Origin of the sequence: Pseudomonas versuta (assembly GCF_001294575.1) — a bacterium.
GTDB lineage: Bacteria > Pseudomonadota > Gammaproteobacteria > Pseudomonadales > Pseudomonadaceae > Aquipseudomonas > Aquipseudomonas versuta.
On the sequence record NZ_CP012676.1, the window covers coordinates 1,368,402 to 1,386,575 of the forward strand.

At 61.2% G+C, this 18,174-nt stretch carries 18 protein-coding genes and 1 pseudogene; 12 read left to right on the forward strand and 7 right to left on the reverse strand.

The genetic code is table 11. The annotated features are described in order from the left end of the window. The first annotated feature begins 83 nt into the window (after positions 1 to 83). Both AOC04_RS06165 and AOC04_RS06170 read left to right on the forward strand, forming a co-directional pair. Positions 84 to 1,463, forward strand: coding sequence for an NAD(P)-binding domain-containing protein (locus AOC04_RS06165; protein ID WP_060691628.1), 1,380 nt, complete (start codon positions 84 to 86; stop codon positions 1,461 to 1,463). Between the two features lie 91 nt (positions 1,464 to 1,554). Next, on the forward strand, positions 1,555 to 2,016 hold the full coding sequence (locus tag AOC04_RS06170) for a GNAT family N-acetyltransferase (protein ID WP_060691629.1): 462 nt from the start codon (positions 1,555 to 1,557) through the stop codon (positions 2,014 to 2,016). Positions 2,017 to 2,029: 13 nt separating this feature from the next. On the opposite strand, the gene AOC04_RS06175 is transcribed toward AOC04_RS06170, so the two are convergent. The 7 genes from AOC04_RS06175 to AOC04_RS06205 all read right to left on the reverse strand — a co-directional run bounded on the left by AOC04_RS06175 (position 2,030) and on the right by AOC04_RS06205 (position 7,758). After that, positions 2,030 to 2,485, reverse strand: a complete 456-nt coding sequence (locus AOC04_RS06175; protein ID WP_060691630.1) for a GFA family protein — start codon at positions 2,483 to 2,485, stop codon at positions 2,030 to 2,032. A 299-nt stretch (positions 2,486 to 2,784) separates the two neighbouring features. Beyond that, positions 2,785 to 3,663: an SIS domain-containing protein gene (locus AOC04_RS06180; protein ID WP_060691631.1), complete on the reverse strand. Its 879-nt coding sequence runs from the start codon at positions 3,661 to 3,663 to the stop codon at positions 2,785 to 2,787. Further along, positions 3,663 to 4,550 carry an MBL fold metallo-hydrolase gene (locus AOC04_RS06185; RefSeq protein ID WP_060691632.1) on the reverse strand — a complete coding sequence of 296 codons (888 nt, stop codon included), beginning with the start codon at positions 4,548 to 4,550 and terminating at the stop codon, positions 3,663 to 3,665. Before AOC04_RS06185 ends, AOC04_RS06180 begins: the two co-directional genes overlap by 1 nt. A 4-nt stretch (positions 4,551 to 4,554) precedes the next feature. Beyond that, positions 4,555 to 5,487, reverse strand: a complete 933-nt coding sequence (locus AOC04_RS06190) for a phosphoglycerate dehydrogenase (protein WP_060691633.1) — start codon at positions 5,485 to 5,487, stop codon at positions 4,555 to 4,557. 28 nt (positions 5,488 to 5,515) lie between these two features. Continuing rightward, positions 5,516 to 6,469, reverse strand: coding sequence for a shikimate dehydrogenase family protein (locus AOC04_RS06195; protein WP_205891788.1), 954 nt, complete (start codon positions 6,467 to 6,469; stop codon positions 5,516 to 5,518). Continuing rightward, the gene (gene eda / locus AOC04_RS06200; RefSeq protein ID WP_060691634.1) at positions 6,466 to 7,119 is read right to left on the reverse strand and encodes a bifunctional 4-hydroxy-2-oxoglutarate aldolase/2-dehydro-3-deoxy-phosphogluconate aldolase; all 654 of its coding nucleotides are present in this window, start codon (positions 7,117 to 7,119) and stop codon (positions 6,466 to 6,468) included. Before eda ends, AOC04_RS06195 begins: the two co-directional genes overlap by 4 nt. A gap of 6 nt (positions 7,120 to 7,125) precedes the next feature. Beyond that, positions 7,126 to 7,758, reverse strand: coding sequence for a glucose-6-phosphate isomerase (locus AOC04_RS06205; RefSeq protein ID WP_060691635.1), 633 nt, complete (start codon positions 7,756 to 7,758; stop codon positions 7,126 to 7,128). 242 nt (positions 7,759 to 8,000) lie between these two features. Here AOC04_RS06205 and AOC04_RS06210 point away from each other — a divergent pair, with 242 nt between their 5' ends. The 10 genes and pseudogenes from AOC04_RS06210 to AOC04_RS23355 form a co-directional block, all read left to right on the forward strand. Beyond that, positions 8,001 to 8,975 (forward strand): substrate-binding domain-containing protein, encoded by a 975-nt coding sequence (locus AOC04_RS06210; protein ID WP_060691636.1) that lies wholly within the window; start codon positions 8,001 to 8,003, stop codon positions 8,973 to 8,975. An 80-nt stretch (positions 8,976 to 9,055) separates the two neighbouring features. Further along, on the forward strand, positions 9,056 to 10,570 hold the full coding sequence (locus tag AOC04_RS06215) for a sugar ABC transporter ATP-binding protein (RefSeq protein WP_060691637.1): 1,515 nt from the start codon (positions 9,056 to 9,058) through the stop codon (positions 10,568 to 10,570). Further along, a complete protein-coding gene (locus AOC04_RS06220) occupies positions 10,567 to 11,547 on the forward strand; it encodes an ABC transporter permease (RefSeq protein ID WP_082363660.1) in 981 nt (326 codons plus the stop codon). Before AOC04_RS06215 ends, AOC04_RS06220 begins: the two co-directional genes overlap by 4 nt. 39 nt (positions 11,548 to 11,586) lie before the next feature. Then, positions 11,587 to 13,086 carry a xylulokinase gene (locus AOC04_RS06225; protein WP_060691638.1) on the forward strand — a complete coding sequence of 500 codons (1,500 nt, stop codon included), beginning with the start codon at positions 11,587 to 11,589 and terminating at the stop codon, positions 13,084 to 13,086. Then, on the forward strand, positions 13,083 to 13,754 hold the full coding sequence (locus AOC04_RS06230) for an HAD family hydrolase (protein WP_060691639.1): 672 nt from the start codon (positions 13,083 to 13,085) through the stop codon (positions 13,752 to 13,754). The genes AOC04_RS06225 and AOC04_RS06230 overlap by 4 nt, the downstream gene beginning before the upstream one ends. 11 nt (positions 13,755 to 13,765) lie before the next feature. Next, on the forward strand, positions 13,766 to 14,536 hold the full coding sequence (locus AOC04_RS06235) for an SDR family NAD(P)-dependent oxidoreductase (protein WP_060691640.1): 771 nt from the start codon (positions 13,766 to 13,768) through the stop codon (positions 14,534 to 14,536). Next, positions 14,523 to 15,611: a glycerol dehydrogenase gene (locus AOC04_RS06240; protein ID WP_060691641.1), complete on the forward strand. Its 1,089-nt coding sequence runs from the start codon at positions 14,523 to 14,525 to the stop codon at positions 15,609 to 15,611. Before AOC04_RS06235 ends, AOC04_RS06240 begins: the two co-directional genes overlap by 14 nt. Positions 15,612 to 15,671: 60 nt before the next feature. Then, the gene (locus tag AOC04_RS06245) at positions 15,672 to 16,700 is read left to right on the forward strand and encodes an SIS domain-containing protein (RefSeq protein WP_060691642.1); all 1,029 of its coding nucleotides are present in this window, start codon (positions 15,672 to 15,674) and stop codon (positions 16,698 to 16,700) included. A 37-nt stretch (positions 16,701 to 16,737) separates the two neighbouring features. Continuing rightward, the gene (locus AOC04_RS06250) at positions 16,738 to 17,493 is read left to right on the forward strand and encodes an SDR family NAD(P)-dependent oxidoreductase (RefSeq protein WP_060691643.1); all 756 of its coding nucleotides are present in this window, start codon (positions 16,738 to 16,740) and stop codon (positions 17,491 to 17,493) included. Positions 17,494 to 17,900: 407 nt separating this feature from the next. Next, a pseudogene (locus AOC04_RS23355) lies at positions 17,901 to 18,074 on the forward strand (transposase); the annotation flags it as partial. Between the last annotated feature and the right edge of the window lie 100 nt (positions 18,075 to 18,174).

Here is an 18,174-nt window from a genome sequence, read left to right on the forward strand (position 1 = left end):
CTGAACTCTTTCTCCCGTTGCCTGCGGCTATAGCCGTGCGGGTCGGGTGTGTTTTTTCTGCGTTTATCTGTCGAGGGAATTCAATGTCTATTCGTGTCGCTATTATCGGTGCCGGCCCTAGTGGCCTGGCGCAACTGCGCGCCTTTCAATCCGCACATGCCAAAGGTGCACCCATGCCGCATGTGGTTTGCTTCGAGAAGCAGGCCGACTGGGGCGGGATGTGGAACTACACCTGGCGCACCGGCCTTGATGAGCACGGCGAGCCGGTCCACGGCAGCATGTACCGCTACCTGTGGTCCAACGGTCCGAAGGAATGCCTGGAGTTTTCCGACTACAGCTTCGATGAGCATTTCGGCCGCCCGATCTCTTCTTATCCACCCCGTGAAGTGCTTTGGGATTACATCCAGGGTCGGGTAAACAAGGCCGGTGTGCGTGATTACATCCGCTTCAATACGGCGGTCAAGCACGTCAGTTTCGATCAGGCCACCCGGGAATTTACCGTCACATCCCACGACTACAGCCGCCAGCAGAACGTGACTGAGACCTTCGATTTTGTGGTCGTGGCCAGCGGCCATTTCTCCACGCCGAATGTACCTGCCTTCGAGGGTTTCGAGCGCTTCTCGGGGCGAATCATGCACGCTCACGACTTCCGCGAAGCCACCGAGCTCAAGGGCAAGGACCTGTTGATTGTGGGCAGCAGCTACTCGGCTGAAGACATCGGCTCGCAGTGCTACAAGTACGGTGCGCGCTCGATCACCAGTGCCTACCGCACCCAGCCGATGGGCTATAAGTGGCCCAAAAACTGGGAGGAACGCCCGCAATTGAGCAAGGTGGACGGCGACATGGCGTACTTTGTCGACGGATCGAGCAAGCGGGTGGACGCAATCATTCTGTGCACCGGCTACAAGCACCACTTTCCCTTCCTGTCCGAGGAACTGACCCTGCAGACGGCCAACCGGCTGTGGCCCGCAGAGCTCTATCAAGGGGTGATATGGGAAGACAACCCGCAATTGATCTACCTCGGCATGCAGGACCTCTGGTACAGCTTCAACCTGTTCGACGCCCAGGCCTGGTTTGCCCGTGACTACATGCTGGGGCGTATTACCCTGCCTGAGCAGGCGGCCATGAAGGCCGACAGTGCCCGCTGGCGTGCCCGGGAAGAAAGCCTGGAGTCCACGGCCTCGATGTACGAATTCCAGGGCAGCTACATCAAGCACCTGATCGACCAGACCGACTATCCAAGCTTCGATATCGATGCCGTCAACCGGATATTCCTCAAGTGGAAGACCGACAAGAAGCACGACATCATGGGTTATCGCGACAAGTCCTATCGTTCGGTGATCACCGGTACGGCGGCGGTCCCGCACCATACCCGCTGGTTGCAGGCGCTGGACGACTCGATGGACGAGTACCTGCGCGAAACCCGGGCCAAGGGCGACGTCAACGCCCTGTATCAGCGCTAAGCCCGGGCGAGCCCCCTGACTTTGGCATATTCTGTCCCGCAGAAATTTACCGCTGACTGCCTGCGGGATGAATCTATCAAGGGGGTTTCACATGGTGCGCATTGAATGGCTCGACCGGCAAATGGCCCAATGCAACGAGATGGCGCAATGGATTCATCAGGAATTCAGTTACGAGTATGCCCATCAGTCTCTTGCAAGCTGGCAGCAGGAGTTCTCTGCCGGTCAGCAGGACGGCCGCTGGAAGTGCCTGGTCGCCATGGAGGGCGACCAGCTGCTGGGGGGCGCTGCGCTTGCCAGCAATGACTTGGCCGACCGGCCCGATCTTGGACCGTGGCTGGCGTGTGTATTCGTCGCGCCAGAGGCCCGCAGGACCGGGCTCGCAGCGCAGTTGATCGAAGGGATCTGCGACCATGCAAGGGACACCGGGATCACTACCCTGTACCTGCACACTCACAGCCAGAGTGATTACTACGCCCGGTTTGGCTGGGAAGTAGTGGAACATTTCCAGGCCTGGGGTAAAGAGCAATGCCTGATGTCCCGCCGTTTAAAGTGATCGGCTGCGCCCCTCAATCGCCCGTTACTTGCCGGTTCTCTTCATAGCGCAGCCAGCCGGCCAGCAAAGGGCCTTTGTCCGCACGGTCGTTTGGGTGGGCACGACCTTCAAGCACGGGCACTTCTGCGAAATCAAAGGGGCTCATGTTTTCGATACAGGCAATGTTCACCCCGTACTGATGGGGTGAAGAGCGGCGCTGGTGAAAGGTATAGATGCCACAGCGCGAGCAGAAGTAATGCCGCGCTTCTTTCTTGTTGAACTGGTAGAGCGTCAGCGCATCCTTGCCCTGCAGCACCTCGATGTCTGCCAGGTTGGCCGACACCGCTACCGAGCCGCGCATACGGCAATAGGAACAATTGCATCGGCGTACCGTGTTCAGGCCATCGGTCAGGCGTAGCCTGAAACGCACGGTGCCGCAATGGCAGGCGGCCAGGTAAACAGGGCGGTTATCGACGGTGGTGGTGCTCATGACAGGCCTCGCTGGTAACAGGAAGATGGACTCGGTGCTCGCTGGCCTAGGGTTACATGGCCAGGAAGCGCAGCCTGCGGACTGATCACGCAGGTATTTTCACCCTTCGGCAATCTGTCATATCCGGTGTCACTTCACTACAGGCAGTAGGCAGTCCACCCTTTTTCGTTCCGGCAGGAATTACTCAAGCTCAGCGCTATTCAGTGCGTCCAATCCCGAATAAAAATATTGAGTTCGGACGCGCACTGAATCAGTTTGTTACTGGCGCTACCCGCATAGGGAGATGAGCACTGTTTAGGTTATTTAAAGCGCATCTCGTTCAGTCGTTGTTTCATTTGGGTGATGCGGTGTTGGTGGTCGTCGTTGCGGCGCAGTGCCACGGCGGTGGACAGTACGTCTATGACCACCAGTGCCGCAATGCGTGAAATGGTCGGGGTGTACAGGCTGGTGTTTTCCAGGGTCTCGACCACGAGCGAAACGTCGCAGTAGCGCAGCAGCGGTGCTTCTTGCGCGCCGACAATCCCGATGACTTTCGCGCCGTTCTCATGTGCGGCGCGGGCCACGTCGCCGAGGGAGAGGGTCATGCCGGTGTTGGAGATCAGCACCGCCACATCGCCGGGCTTGAGCATCGAGGCGACCATAATCTGCTGGTGTGCGTCGGTTTGTGCACCGCACGGCACGCCGAACAGTGGAAACTTTTGCGCACCATCCAGTGCAACGATGCCAGAGGCGCCAAAGCCGAAGAATTCGATGCGCTGGGTATCGGCCAGCAGTTCAATCGCTTTGCTCAGTTGCTCCTTGTCCAGGTGATGGCGCGCCCAGTCGAGGCTGGTGAGGGTGTAGTCGAAGATCTTTTCCACGACTTCATCGGCAGTGTCGCTGTCGAGCAGCACCGAATGCGTAGCGGGCGTGCCCAATGCCAAACTTTGGGCCAGGCGCAATTTGAAGTCCGGGTAGCCCGAGCAACCAATCGCATTGCAAAAGCGCAGCACGGTCGGCTGGCTGACCAGCGCCTTGCGGGCGACGTCGGCGACGGTGTCGGTGAGGATCTGTCGGGGTTCGGCGAGCACCACATCGGCGACCTTGCGATCAGACTTGCGCAGTTCCACGCGCAGGGTGCGGATCACGTCGAGAATGTTCTGTGTGGGATCACGGGCGAGCGTGCTTTCGCGTGCCATCAAGTTAGCCTTGGGCGAGCAGATGCGCTCGATCGAGTGAAATTGAATTGCGTATGCAGTTGTGCTCGCAACAGGTTCAGGGGCAACACCTGGGGGATCCAGCCGTCAATCGTTTCTGGATCTGCCGTGTTAAACGCAAATAGGCCGTAGTGGTGGGCGATCATAAACGGTATCGCGCAATCTTGGCAAAGCTTGACCGCCTCCTGCAGGTCGAGGTTTCCCGGCACGCCACGGGCACTCAGTTCGGCGCAGCGACCGTTGACCGGCAGCAGTGCAATGTCGGCCTGCAGGGCACGCAGTTCCTCGACTTGCCCCGGATACGGGATGGTGTCGCCAGAATGGAAAATCCGCACGCCATCGATCTCGATCAGATAACCGAGAAAGCGATGGTTGCCCTGCGCATCGCGCTCCAGGGTTTCATGGCAGGCCCGCGCGGCACTGACCCAAACGCCCGGCAATGCTTCGATGCGTTCACCGGCCTCAATGTCCAGCAGCTGCGAATCGTTGACGCCGATGCGTTGCCGCGCTTCGTCCAGAGAGGCACGTGGTACCACGAATGACACCTGGGGATTGGTCTGCGCCAGCGGCGCCAGAGTGAGCGGGTCCATGTGGTCGCTGTGGTGGTGGGTGGACAGCACCAGGTCGACCCGGCCCAGCCCGTCGACGCTGATCGGCGCCGCTTCCATGCGCTGATGGGCGAGGGGACGTCCCTGGTACTTCTGCGCCAGGTAGTCCGACAGATAGGGATCAATCACGATCCGTCGCCCACCGCTCTGAATAATGAATCCTGCCTGCCCCAGCCAATAAAGCGACACGCCGCTGGACGACGTTTGCAGGTGCTGCGCCAAGGGTGCGTTGAATGCCGTGCGGCGATAGGCAATGGTCATGGTCTCAGCCTTCGCCGCGCAGCGCGGTCAGCAGGTTGGCGACGGCAATTTCCGTGGCGCGGTTGACGCTCTGGGTGGTGAAGCCGCCGATGTGGCTGGTGGCGATGACCTTGGGGTGGCTGGCCAGGGTCAGGGACTTTGGCGGTTCTTCCTTGAACACATCGGTTGCGTAGGCAGTAAGCCGACCGCTATCGAGGGCGGCGATGATCGCTACTTCATCCACCAGCGAGGCCCGTGCCGTGTTGATCAGAATCGTACCGTCACCCATCCGTGCCAGTTGCGCGGCGCCAATCAGCGGGCTGCCATCGCGAGGCGGCGGGCAGTGCAAGCTGATGAGTGTGGCCTGTTCCAGCAGTTCATCAATGCTCGCCCATTTGAAGCGCTCGGCGGGCAGGCCCAGGTCCGGCTGCATCGGGTCAAAACCAATCACATGACAATCCAGTGCACAGGCCAGGCGCGCGACTTCGCGACCGATGGCGCCGCAACCAATGATGCCAACGGTTTGCCCGCGAATTTCCGTGCCCTGGTTGCGTGGCCATTGCCCGGCCTTGATGCCGGTATTGGCGGTGTGGATATGCCGCAGGCTGGCGAACATCAGGCCGATGGCCAATTCCGCCACACCTGATGCATTGGCGCCGTCGGCGGTGCACACCTTGATCCCGCGCTGCTGGATGATCTGCAGCGGTAAATTGTCGGTGCCCACGCCGTTGCGACTGATCGCCCGCAATTGCGGTGCGGCTTCGATGACCTTGTCGGAAACCGGTTCGACACCTGCCAGCCAACCGACGCAACCGGGCAGCAGGCTGGACAGCTCCAGTTCATCGGGCAGCTTGCCGGGTGTGCAATACAGCACGTCAAAGCCGGCAGCGCGCAGATGGTCGAGGGCGGGATGGCCCGCAGATGTCAGTGAGCGAGGGGTGACCAGTACACGTTTCATTATTGTTGTCCTTGGGTGTGTAGACCGTTCAGCGTTGGGAGAAGCGGGCCGCGATCTGCGAAAGCGCGTCGAACTGCTCGCCGCTCGGGGCGATGGCGATATCGAAGACTTCGGCGATCACCTGGGTCCAGCCATGAATGAAGTAATTCCAGCCGTCCTCGACCTGCAACTGGCGGGCCTCTTGCTGGTGGCGGGCCTGTTCGAGGAACACCAAATCGCCGCGGTAATTGAGTTCCCAGACGATGCCGCGCTGCGGGAATATAGCCTTGCCGCTCAGGGGCGAACCCGGCGCGTCCTTGCCCAGGCCGGTGGCATTGATCACCACAGCGCCCGGTGAAAGTTCGCTGAGGATTTGATCGTTATCGCTGGCGTCTACTACCTGGCGGTACTGCACCGCGAATTGCGGATTGAACAGCCTGTGCAGACGGGCGATTTCTTCCAGGCGCGCGGCATCGCGGTCGGCGACAATGATTCGTGATGGGCGGTCCAGACCACGACTGGCTTGCATCAAGTGCCAGGTCATGGCAATGCATGAACCGCCTGCACCCATCACAAACACGTCGGCGCCGCTGGTTTCGAAGTGCCGTGGAGGCAGGAACGCATCCAGGGTCAGGCCTGAAGAAATCGGGTCTTTGGCATGGCAGACCAGGCGCCCGTCACGCTTGGACAGGCAACTGGTTTCGCCCATCAGCGCAGCGTGCGGATCAATCTCGTCGAACAGGTCCTGGCAGGCGTCGAACAGGTCGATCTTGTGGGTCGTCACCAGCGCGCCCAATGACAGCGGATCGTTCTTGATGAATTCCACGGCCTCACGGTAAGCCGCGGGCGCGGCATGCACCGGAAAGTCGATGCCCTTGATCTGCGCGAACGCCAGGCCAAGGAACTGCGCCCAGGCGGGAAACACTTTCATGATCGAACTTTGGCCGGTGGTAACGCCGATGAAGTACAGCGTCGGCTGCTGGGCAGCAGTCATGGCGATCACGCGCTGCGCTCCCGTACTCGTTGAGCCGCTTCGACTGCCGCTTTTGCCTTGCGGGTGATCTCTTTGAAATGCCCGTCGCGAATGTCTTCGGTACGGGCGATCCAGGTACCGCCAATGGCCAGCACCATCGGCAGGCTCAGCCAGTCGCCCAGGGTTTCCAGGGTGATGCCGCCGGTGGGGATAAAGCGAATGTCGCGATGGGCAAACGGTGCATGGATACCGCGCAAGGCGTCCGGGCCACCCGCGATGCCGGCCGGGAAGAACTTGACGATGCGCAGGTCGCGCTGCACCGCCAGTGACAGGTCGCTGGGTGTCATCACGCCCGGTGCGAAGGGCAGGTCATGCACCTGGCAAGCGTCGACGATGACCGGGTCGTAACCCGGCGCAAGCCCGAAGCGCGCACCACTTTCCTTTGCGGCGGCGACCGACGCGTTGTCGAGCAAGGTGCCGGCGCCGACGATCAGTTCGGGCCGTTCGGCGCGGATGCGGCTCATTGCCTCGGCAGCGGCGGCGGTGCGGAAGGTGATCTCGGCCACTGGCAGGCCGCCTTCGAGTAGGGCGTCGGCCAGGGCGATGGCGTCCTTGGCATCGTTGATTGCAATGACCGGGACGACGCCCAGGTGGGCGATGGCTTCAAAAGGATGGGTCATGGGTAATTACCTGGCCGCAGTGAGCTGGAAAATGTGGCTGATCTGTTCCTGGCTGCGTGGCCGGTAGTCGGTGTTTTCCACCTCCGTCCAGCCACCCTTGCCGTCATCGACGATGCGGGTTCGCATGCCGCCCGAGCGGGCGATGATGTCGTAGTCCTGGCCGGCGTCCGTGGGATAGACGAACACCATCACCAGGTCGTCGTCGCCGACGTTCACCGAGCGGTGAATCCAGTACGGCGGTACATAGCAGATGGTGTGCGCGCTGATTTCCACGGTGCGGGTTTCGCCGTCCGGGGATTCCATCAGCATCACGCCGCGGCCACTTTGGCCGTAATAAATTTCCGGGCGGTCGGCCCTGGCATGGATGTGTCCACGGGTAATGAAAAACTCGTTACCGATTTTGCCGGGGCTCATTCTCGTGACCCCGAAAATCAGATCGCCAGCCTCGGTGGTCGGGCGTTGCTCGGTGACGTCGTAGACGATGCGCCCGGCCTCGCGAGCTACGTGCTCTGCAAAGGCCTGGCTGTCGGCGTACAGGCCTTCAAGGTCTGCAAGCTTCTTGATATAGGCGCCACTGCTGTTGAGCAATCGGCCGTCAGGCACGTCCACTTCGCAGGTTATGGGCTCACGGATAGTCATTACTGAGTTACCTTTTTTTGTACTAAAATTACGTTATGGAAATTTTAAGCACATTTAAATCGGTTTAAAAAGCCTTATTTTGCCAAATCTTTCAGCGATAGGCGTTTCAATCTGTTGACGTGAGAACGTTTTACGTAATAAATATACGTAAACCGCAGGCCGCGATGCCTGATGCCAATAACAAGATCGATCCCGGGCAAACCACTTAAGGGCTGTTCGCCGGATCAATAAAAGAGGTAGTCATGTTCAGTCCACTTCGCCTTACCTGCTCCGCACTGGCCCTTGCCGGGTTTCTCAGCCACACGGTGCAAGCCGCCGACGAATGCATGGTGGGCATCTCGATGTTCACCCTGGGCGCACCGTTCTATGCCGCTCAACAGGAAGCAGCCTCGAAAAAAGCCAAGGAGTTGGGCTGCAAAGTGACCACCGCCGACGGCCAGAACGACATGGCCAAACAGATTGGTGACGTGGAAGACATGGTCGCCCGTGGCATCAACGTACTGATCATTGACCCGCGTGACCCCGAAGGCCTGGTACCGGCGGTTAATGCTGCCGCCAAGGCCGGCGTCAAAGTCGTGGTGGTGGACAGCGCACTCAACCCGCGCGCCAATTACGTCACCTTGATTCAATCCTCCAACGACCAGAACGGCCGCCTGATCGGTACCTGGCTGGCGAAGAAAACCAAAGGCAAACCACTGAAAATCGCACTGATCTCCGGTGCCAAGGGCAACGTAGTCGGTGAAGAGCGCCGCCTGGGCGTGATTCGGGGGTTGGTCGAGGCGCAACTGCAACAGGGCAGCTCGTCCAACGCGAACATTGTTGGCCAGGGTTGGGGTGGCTGGACCAACGAGGGCGGCTTGAAAGCTATGGAAGACTTGCTCGTCGCCCACCCGGACATCGACGTGGTGCTGGGTGAAAACGACGCCATGGTGCTCGGCGCACGCAAGGCGCTGGAACAGGCCGGCAAGCTGGACAAGGTGCTGCTGGTGGCGGCCGCCGACGGGCAAAAAGAGGCGTACCGTCTGATCAAGGACGGCAAGTACGGCGTGACCGGCCTTAACGATCCTGACGTGATCGGCACCCTGGCGGCGGAATACGGCATCCAGGCGGTACAGGGCAAACTGCCTGCCGACTTCCCGCGGGTGTATTACACCGAGCCTGCGGCGGTGAGCATCGACAACGTCGACAAGTACTACCGCGCCGACTCGACGTTCTGAAACAACGCGTGCGCTGAGGCGGTGCCTGCGGGCATCGCTTCGCTTCATTCATGACAAAAACAACAAAGGAAGCACTCACGATGTCGCAATCGTTGATCGAGCTTCGCGGGATCACCAAGTCGTTCGGTGGGATCCACGCACTCAATGGCGCACAGTTGCAAGCCCACGCAGGCGAGGTTCATGCGTTGCTGGGTGAAAACGGTGCGGGTAAGTCCACCTTGATGCGCGTGCTGGGCGGCGAGCTGCAACCTGATCAGGGCCAGTTGATTATCGGCGGCGAAGTCTTGTCGTTGAAGGGCCCCGGCGATGCGATGTCGCGTGGCATCACCATTATCCACCAGGAAATGGCCCTGGCCGCTGACCTGACCGTGGCGGAAAACATCTTCCTGTACGACCTGCCGCGCTTTATTTCCTGGGGCAAGCTGCGGGCGCGAGCGGGTGAAATTCTTGATCGCCTGGGCTTCTCAATCGACCCCTCGGCGCTGGTCAGTGACCTGAGCGTGGCGCACCAACAAGTGGTCGAGATTGCCAAGGCGCTGTCCCGCCAGGCGCGGGTGATTGTCTTCGACGAACCCACCGCCGTGCTCTCGACCCAGGATGCCGACCGCCTGCTGGAAATCATCGACGGCCTGCGCAAGCGCGGGGTGGCGGTGATCTATATTTCTCACCGTCTGGACGAGGTGTTCAAGATCGCCGACCGCATGACCGTGATGAAAGACGGCCAGTGGGTTGCGACCGTGACGCCCACCGACACCTGTGTTTCCGAGGTGATCCGGCTGATGGTCGGGCGCCCGGTAGACACTCTGTTCTGCGACCGCAACGCCCGCCAGCACGGCAGCGAAGTGCTGCGGGTGGAGAACCTGAATGCCAGTCGCAAGGTGCGTAACGTCAGTTTCTCGGTCAAGGCCGGCGAAGTGCTGGGGCTTGGCGGGTTGGTCGGTTCGGGCCGCACCGAAGTTGCACGCCTGATCTTCGGCGCCGACCGTTGTGAGAGCGGCGCGGTGTTTCTCAAGGGCCGCAAGCTCAAGCTCAGAAGCCCGCAGGATGCGGTGGCGGCCGGCATCGGCCTGGTGCCCGAAGACCGTAAAGGGCAGGGCGTGATTCTGGACATGCCGATTCGCGCCAACGTGACCATGGCCAACTTCTCTTCAGTGCTTAACCTGTTCGGGTTTATCCAGTCGGATCGCGAGCGTGGCGTGGTGGAAAAACTCGCCGGGCAGATGCGCCTGAAGTCCTCCAGCATCGACGCCCCGGTGTCCAGCCTGTCGGGCGGCAACCAGCAAAAAGTGGTGCTCGCCAAATGGTTTCATCTGGGCGGCGACGTGATCATTCTCGACGAGCCGACCCGTGGCGTGGACGTCGGCGCCAAACGCGAAATCTACGAATTGATCGAAGGCCTGGCCGCCAATGGCCTGGCGGTGATTGTCATTTCCTCTGAACACCATGAGTTGTTCGGCTTGTGCGACCGCGTGCTGGTCATGTCCGAAGGGCAGATCTGCGGCGAGCTGCAACCTGATCATTATTCCGAAGAAAACCTACTGTCGATGGCCATGACCCATCGCCCGGCACTTTCCCATGTGGAGATCCGCACATGACTTCGCTTTCTGTCAAAACCGTGCCCAGCAAATCCAAGTTCGACTTCGGTGAATTTTTCCGGCGCTACGGCACCGCCGTCATCTTTCTGTTGTTGGTGGTGTGCGCCACGATGCTCTCGTCGTCGTTCCTGAGTGAACGCAACATCATGAACGTGCTGCGCCAGGTCTCCGGCACGGGAATCATGGCGGTGGGCATGTTGCTGGTCATCCTGACCCGTGGCATCGACCTCTCGGTGGGCTCGATTGCCGCGTTGGGCAGCGTGTTGTCGGCGGTGATCGTCGCGCAATACAGCACTGGCGCTTCGATCGCCATGGTGATTCTGGCGGGCGCCGCCTGCGGCATGATCAGCGGCGTGCTGGTGGCTTATGTGCGCTTGCAACCGTTCGTGATGACCCTGGCGATGATGGCGATTGCCCGTGGCATGGCGCTGATCATTTCCAACGGCCAGCCGATCATGATGGGCGAGCGGGGCGACACCATCACCGATTTCGGCACCTCGTTTGTGTATGGCGTGCCGATGCCGGTGTTGCTGATGCTCGGGGTGTTCATGGTGGCCGCGCTGGTGCTGAACTTCACCAAGTTCGGGCGCCTGATCAAGGCCATCGGTTCGAATGAAGAAGCGGTCAGGTTGTCGGGGATTCCGGTTGCCCGCTACGTGCTGGCGGTGTATGCCATATCCGGCGCTTTGGCGGCGGTGGCCGGGATCATTTCCACCAGCCGCTCGGGCGTGGGCTCGGCCACTGTTGGCGTGGGCTCGGAGCTGGATGTGATTGCCGCAGTGGTCATCGGCGGCGCCAGCCTGATGGGCGGGCGCGGCAGTGTGTTCAATACCTTGCTTGGCGTGCTGGTGTTCGGTGTCATCGGCAACATCATGAACCTGATCAACGTGCCGGGTTATCACCAGCAAGTGTTCATGGGCGTCATCATCGTTGTCGCGATGCTCCTGCAAAAGGGCACGGGTTGGCTCAAGCGCTGAGGCACACAGCACTCAGGGTTAAAGAGGATAAAAATTACAATGTCTCAAGACCTATACCTTTCCATCGACGTCGGCACCGGCAGCGCCCGTGCCGCCCTGGTGGATACACGCGGCACGATCCTGGCGATCGTCAGCCGCGAGCACGAACAGATCGTGCAGCAATACGGCTGGGCCGAGCAGCGCCCGGAAGACTGGTGGGCCGGGGTGATCCATGCGATTCGCGGGCTGCTCGATGCGCACCCTTATGCCCGCGAGCGCATTGCCGCCATCTGCGCCTGTGGCCAGATGCACGGCACCGTATTGATTGATGCCAACGGTCAACTCACCAGCCCCTCGGTGCTGCTGTGGAATGACAAGCGCACCGCGTCGCTGGTCCAGGCGTTCGAAAAAAACAATCGGCCCGAAGATTACCTGAGCCGCAGCGGCAATCCGCCGACCCCGGCCTGGCCGGCTTTCAAGCTGCAATGGCTGCGCGACAACGAGCCTGACGCGTTTGCGCGCACGGCGGCAGTGATGATGCCCAAGGACTACATCAACTATCGCCTGACCGGTGAAATTGCCCAGGACTGGACCGAAGCTTCGTGCAGTTTCCTGATGGACCCGCAAACCCGTGACTGGTCGCCGCAGATGCTCGACCGGCTGGGGATTCGCGCGCAGATCCTGCCGAAGATTCGCTCGCCCCAGGAAATTCTGGGAAGCATCAATGCCGTTGCGGCGCAGGAAACCGGGCTGGCTGTGGGCACCCCGGTATTAGTCGGCGGCGGGGATTACCCGGTGTCATTGCTGGGTTCCGGTGTCTGCCGGCCAGGGCTGGGTTCGGACGTGACCGGCACCTCGTGCATCATCACCACGGTTGCCCGCCAACCACTGCTCGACCCGGAAATCTCCAACGTCGCCTGCGTCAGCGATTGGGGGCCGTTCGTGTTGCTGGAATCCGGTGGCGACGCGATGCGCTGGGCGCGCCGGGCGTTTCACGAGAACAGCCTGAGCTACGCCGATATTTCCAACCGCGCCGCCCAGGCGCCGGCTGGCAGCAATGGGTTGTTGTTTGCGCCGTATCTGTCCGGTGAGCGCCTGGGTGATCACCGTAATGCCCGTGCGCAGTTCTTCGGGATCGCCGCCAACCATGGCCTGGCGCACCTGCACCGCGCGGTCCTGGAAGGCGTGGCCTTCGCGGCGGCGCGCCATATCGACATCATGCAAACCGCTACCGGCCAACCGCTGCAACGGGTCGTCGCTTCCGGCGGCGGTGCCAAGTCGGCGCTGTGGCTGAAGGTCAAGGCGAGTATCTACGGGATCCCGATTGCCGTGCCTGAAGAGGCCGAATGCGGCGTGATCGGTTGCGCGGCATTGGCGGCGGCAGCGGTGGGGCACTTCTCGACGCCAGAGGATGCCGCCGAGCATTTCGTGCGCTACGCCGACGACGTGCTGCCGGACCCGGAATGGGTAGAGGTGTATCAGCGCATGCAGCCGATTTTCAACCGGCTGTACCTGCACAGCCAGCAAATGTATGACGACCTCGACAGGCTCGCACTATGAAATTTCCAGCGGTTCTATGGGACATGGACGGCACGCTGATCGACAGCGAGCCGTTGCACTTCACGGCCCTGATCCAGGTGCTCGGTGAGCTGGGCCTGGCGTGGCCTGAAGATTTGCAGCAGCAACTGGTGGGGCGTTCGGCCCATGCGGTGCATGCGCTGCTGGTCGAAGGTTTGGGCCTGACACTCGACTACCCGCAGTTCACCCGGCGCAAGTACGCGGCGTACCTCAGTGGCGCGTCCACCTTGCAGGCCCGCGCGCCGGCCGTCGCGTTGTACCGGCAGCTCGCCGCGCTGGGTTGCCCGCAAGTCATCGTTTCCAATTCCGACCGAATGCTGGTGGAAGCCAACATTCAGGCGCTGGGCCTGAACCAGGTGGATTTACTCAGCGTGACCCGCAACGACGTGCGCCACGGCAAGCCCGACGCCGAGCCTTACCTGCGTGCAGCGTGGCTGGTGGGCGTCGAGCCGGGGCGCTGCGCCGTGGTGGAAGACAGCCCGACCGGCGCCGCCGCCGGGGTGGCGGCGGGCATGACGGTGTTCGCCCTGCCCGAGGCCGAAACGGCCGGCATGCAGTTCCCCGACACAGTGATTTCAGTGACCTGCGCCGAACAACTGGCGCAGCTGTTAGGTGTGCAAATAGATGGGCGCCAAGCCTGGTCCCAATAAGGAGTTGCGGTATGTATCTGCAGAAATTCGATTTGAGCGGCAAACTTGCGATCGTCACCGGTGCCGGCCGTGGTATCGGCCTGGCGACTGCCCAGGCGCTGGCCGAGGCGGGCGCGCGCCTGGTGATCACCGACCTGAACAGCGAACTGGCGGAAACCGTCGCGGCCAATCTGGTGGAGCAGGGCCACTGGGCGGTCAGCCATCGCCTGGACGTGACCGACCCCAAGGCCATCGACCAGTTGCGCGACCAACTGGTGGCCGAGTACGGCAAGATCGATATCCTGATCAACAACGCCGGCATCGCGATTTCCCAGCCCGCTGAAGACATGGATGACGCGACCTGGCTGAAGGTGATGGACGTCAACCTCAACGGGGTGTTCTGGTGCTGCCGTGCGTTTGGCAAGGCCATGCTCGAAGCCGGTGGCGGAAATATCGTCAACGTCGGCTCGATGTCCGGTTTCATCGTCAACCGGCCCCAGGCCCAGGCCCAGTACAACGCCTCCAAGGCGGGCGTGCATCACCTGACACGTTCGTTGTCGGCCGAATGGGCCAGCCGTGGCGTACGCGTGAATGCGGTGGCCCCGACCTACATCGACACCGACATGACCGCCCACGTGTACCAGAACGAAGAAATGTACCGTTACTGGGTCGGCGGCACGCCCATGAACCGTCTTGGCCGCCCCGATGAAGTGGCCTCGGTGATCCTGTTCCTCGCGGGCGAGGCCTCCAGCCTCATGACCGGCTCAATTGTGTTAGTGGATGGTGGCTATGTCTGCTGGTAAAGAAGGCGCCCTGAAGGGCGCACGTTTCCCCGGCCGTTATCTGCAAGGACCGGGCTATTTGGCGCACCTGGGCGATGAAGCAGCGATATTCGGCAGCTCGGCGCTGATCATTCTCGACGCGGGGATTTATTCGCTCTACGCCGACGAGGTCACCACCGCCTGCAAGCTGTTCAAGCAGATTGACCTGCAACGCCATGGCGGCGATTGCACCGAAGCGGAGATCGCCCGCCTGGTGGATCGCGCCAGCACCCGAAGTGCCGAAGTGGTCATCGGCATCGGTGGCGGCAAGGCGTTGGACACCGCCAAGGCCGTGGCCCATCACCTGGAGTTGACCTGCGTGGTGGTGCCGACCATCGCCGCTTCCGATGCGCCGTGCAGCGCATTGGCCGTGGTGTACGGTGAAGACGGCAGCGTGGCGTACGACCTGTTCCTGCCGCGCAACCCGGACTTGGTGATTGTCGACACCGCGCTGATCGCCAAGGCGCCGCCGCGCTTTCTGGTGGCCGGCATGGGCGACGCGCTGGCGACGTTTTATGAAGCCGACGCGTGCCGTCGCAGCGGGGCCAACAACGTGCTGGGCCTGACCGGTTTGCCGGTGGCTTACGAGCTGGCGCGGTTCTGCCGTGACACCCTGTTCGAACACGGCTTTGCCGCCTTGCAGGAATGCCGCGAAAAAACCGCAGGCCCGGCACTGGAGCGTATTGTCGAAGCCAACATCCTGCTCAGCGGCCTGGGTTTCGAGTCCGGCGGTGTGGCGGCGGCGCATGCCATCCACCATGGCCTTTGCGAGTTGCACGAGACCCATGGTTTCCTACACGGTGAAAAGGTCGCCCTCGGTGTATTGGCCGAGTTGCTGTTGCAGGAGGTCCCGCCTGCAGTGTTCAGCGAGGTGTTGGCGTTCTGCCTGAAGATTGGCCTGCCCACGCGCCTGGCTGACCTGGGCATCGTCGACCCGAGCCTTGAGATGTTGCAGCGGATTGCCGCCCGGGCCTGTCGCGAGGGCGAAATTATTCACAATGAACCGTTTCCGGTGACGTCCCAGCGGGTCGTGGAAGTCTTGCAGCGGCTGTTGTAAGTCGACGCTCATGCAACCAGTGATGCACCGGCGTTCGGGCCGGTGCGCAGGTAAATACTCATGTCTATGATGTTGAACGAGGTGCAGGCCATCCCGGATGTGCTGCGCCGAATGTTGGACGATGATGCGGCGGTACTCGACTTGGCTGCGCGTTGGGCGGTCGATCAGCCGGGGCTTTTTGTCAGCGTCGCGCGGGGCAGTTCGGCCCACGCGGCGGAGTACTTTCACCATGCTGCGATGCGCCAGTTGGGGATTGCATCGTTTGCGGTGCCCTTGTCGCTGGTCAGCCTCACCCCTGCGCCGCTGCAACTGGCAAATGCCTGCGCGTTGGGGTTTTCCCAATCCGGTAAAAGCCCGGATCTGGTGGACAGCCTGCGCTATTTGAAGCAACGCGGTGCGCGCACCACGGCCATCGTCAACACGCCGGACTCGGCACTGGCGGCAGTGGCTGACAACGCGATCCTGCTGCCTGCGGGAAACGAGGTCAGCGTCGCCGCCACTAAAAGCTGCGTCGCGATGATGATGGCGAGCGTCCAGTCCATAGCGTTCTTGAGCCATCACCGTGGCCACGGCAAAGCGCTGCTGGAGGCCTTGGCGCAACTGCCGGACCAGATGAGCGCCGCGCTGGACCTGGATTGGTCCGCTGCCCTCGAGTTATTGCTGAACTCCGATACCGCGATGGTGGTGGGGCGGGGCGGGGCCTTGCCGATGGCGCGCGAGGCCGCGCTCAAATTGCAGGAGACCTGCGCGATTCAAACCGCCTGCTACAGCAGCGCGGAAGTGCGCCACGGACCGATGGAAATCATCGCGCCTGGGTATCCGCTGGTGGTCTTCGCCCCCAATGGCCCCGAGCAAGGTGAAACCCTGTTGTTCGCCGATGCGATGCGTGAGCGTGGTGCCAAAGTGCTGGTGATTGGCCCGGCAAAAACCGAGGGCGTCGACTTGCCCTATGTCACCACCCAACACCCGCTGCTCGAACCCTTCACGCTGATCCAAAGCTTCTACGGCGTGGCCGAGGCTCTGGCCATTGCCAGGGGACGCAACCCTGACCAGCCGCAGTTCCTGCAAAAGGTCACTGAAACCCGTTAAGCCCTTTTCTCACTTCGCGCTAGACCCAGGAGTACTCATGCACGACTTTCTGCAAAGCTTCAGTTCGAACCTGTTTGCCGACAAGACCGTCCTGGTCACGGGTGGCTCCAGCGGCATCGGCCTGGAAATCGCCCGTGGGTTCGCCCACCTTGGCGCCAGGGTGATCGCGGCTGGCAGCTCCACGCAAAAAATCCAGGCACTGGCCGCGCAAGCCGCTACCCCAGGCTTGAGCTTCAAACGGCTGGACGTGGGCGACCCGGGCGCGATTCTCGACTTCGTGCAAACCCTTGGCACGCTCGACATCCTGATCAACGCCGCAGGCATTGCGCGCCCTGGCGACGAGTACCTCGACGAGGTGTTCCAGAACGTCATCGACATCAACCTGACCAGCGCCATGCGCTTGTCCATGGCGGCCTTGCCGCTGCTGGAAAAATCCCGTGGTTCAATCATCAACATCGCCTCGATGCTCAGCTACATGGCCGACGCCGACGTGCCCGCTTACTGCGCGAGCAAAAGCGGGGTGGTGGGGCTGACCCGTGCGCTGTCCCATCGCTTCGGCCCCAAGGGCATTCGCGTCAACGCCATCGCCCCCGGCTACCACCGCACCGACATGACGCGCGGGCTGTGGGAAGACGCCAAAGCCGCGGAAAAAATCGAGCAACGCACGGCGCTCAAGCGTTGGGGGGAAGCCAGCGACCTCGTGGGCGCGGCACTGTTCCTCAGTGGGCCGGCAGCGGCTTACATTACTGGCGTGACCTTACCGGTCGACGGCGGGTACGTCAGCGGGAGCTAGCATAATCGTCAGGCAGGTGCCCTCGGACGGCTTTTGCCGGGGAGTGGCTTTGTTCGGCAACTCATTGGGTCTCAATCCGCACATGCCAGGGAAGGCTTGCGACAATTGAGTTTGATCGAGCATTCGCGGCTTGTGCGCGCATGGCCATCGATATCCGTGTAAGGCTTGCTGGCCAGCACTGTCTGGTCATGCAGCGTTGTTTCAAGCGCCTCCAGATATCTCGACAGGATATTTATCGATACGCTGAGGTGTGCAGGGTCGAATGGGATTTTTCAGTTGGCAATGAGCACCTTTGCCAGTTCACAGGCTCGCTGTGAGTCATTCATCAGGCAACCGCCCTTTCAACGTTTACGATTTTCGGCGCATCAGCCATCGAGATGGCTGGTGCAGCGATCTACCACTGCCATATCTCCGGTTATCTCAATCGGATTCAGTCCGGCCGACGGCCTGAGCGTGAGGCCCCGGTAACGTCGAGTTGATGAGGCTAACAGGCCGTTTGGTTCCGGACTTCAAAACGATTGCCAACTTTCGTAAGGATAACGAAGGCTATTCGCAGTCTCTGCCAGCAATTTGTAGGGCTTTGAAGTAGTTCTTTGTCGCAATCTCTTCTCTAACCAGGCGGTATTCGTCGATGGAAGACGGCATGTTATTGCATTGTTACTACTTTTCGGACGCCAGTCC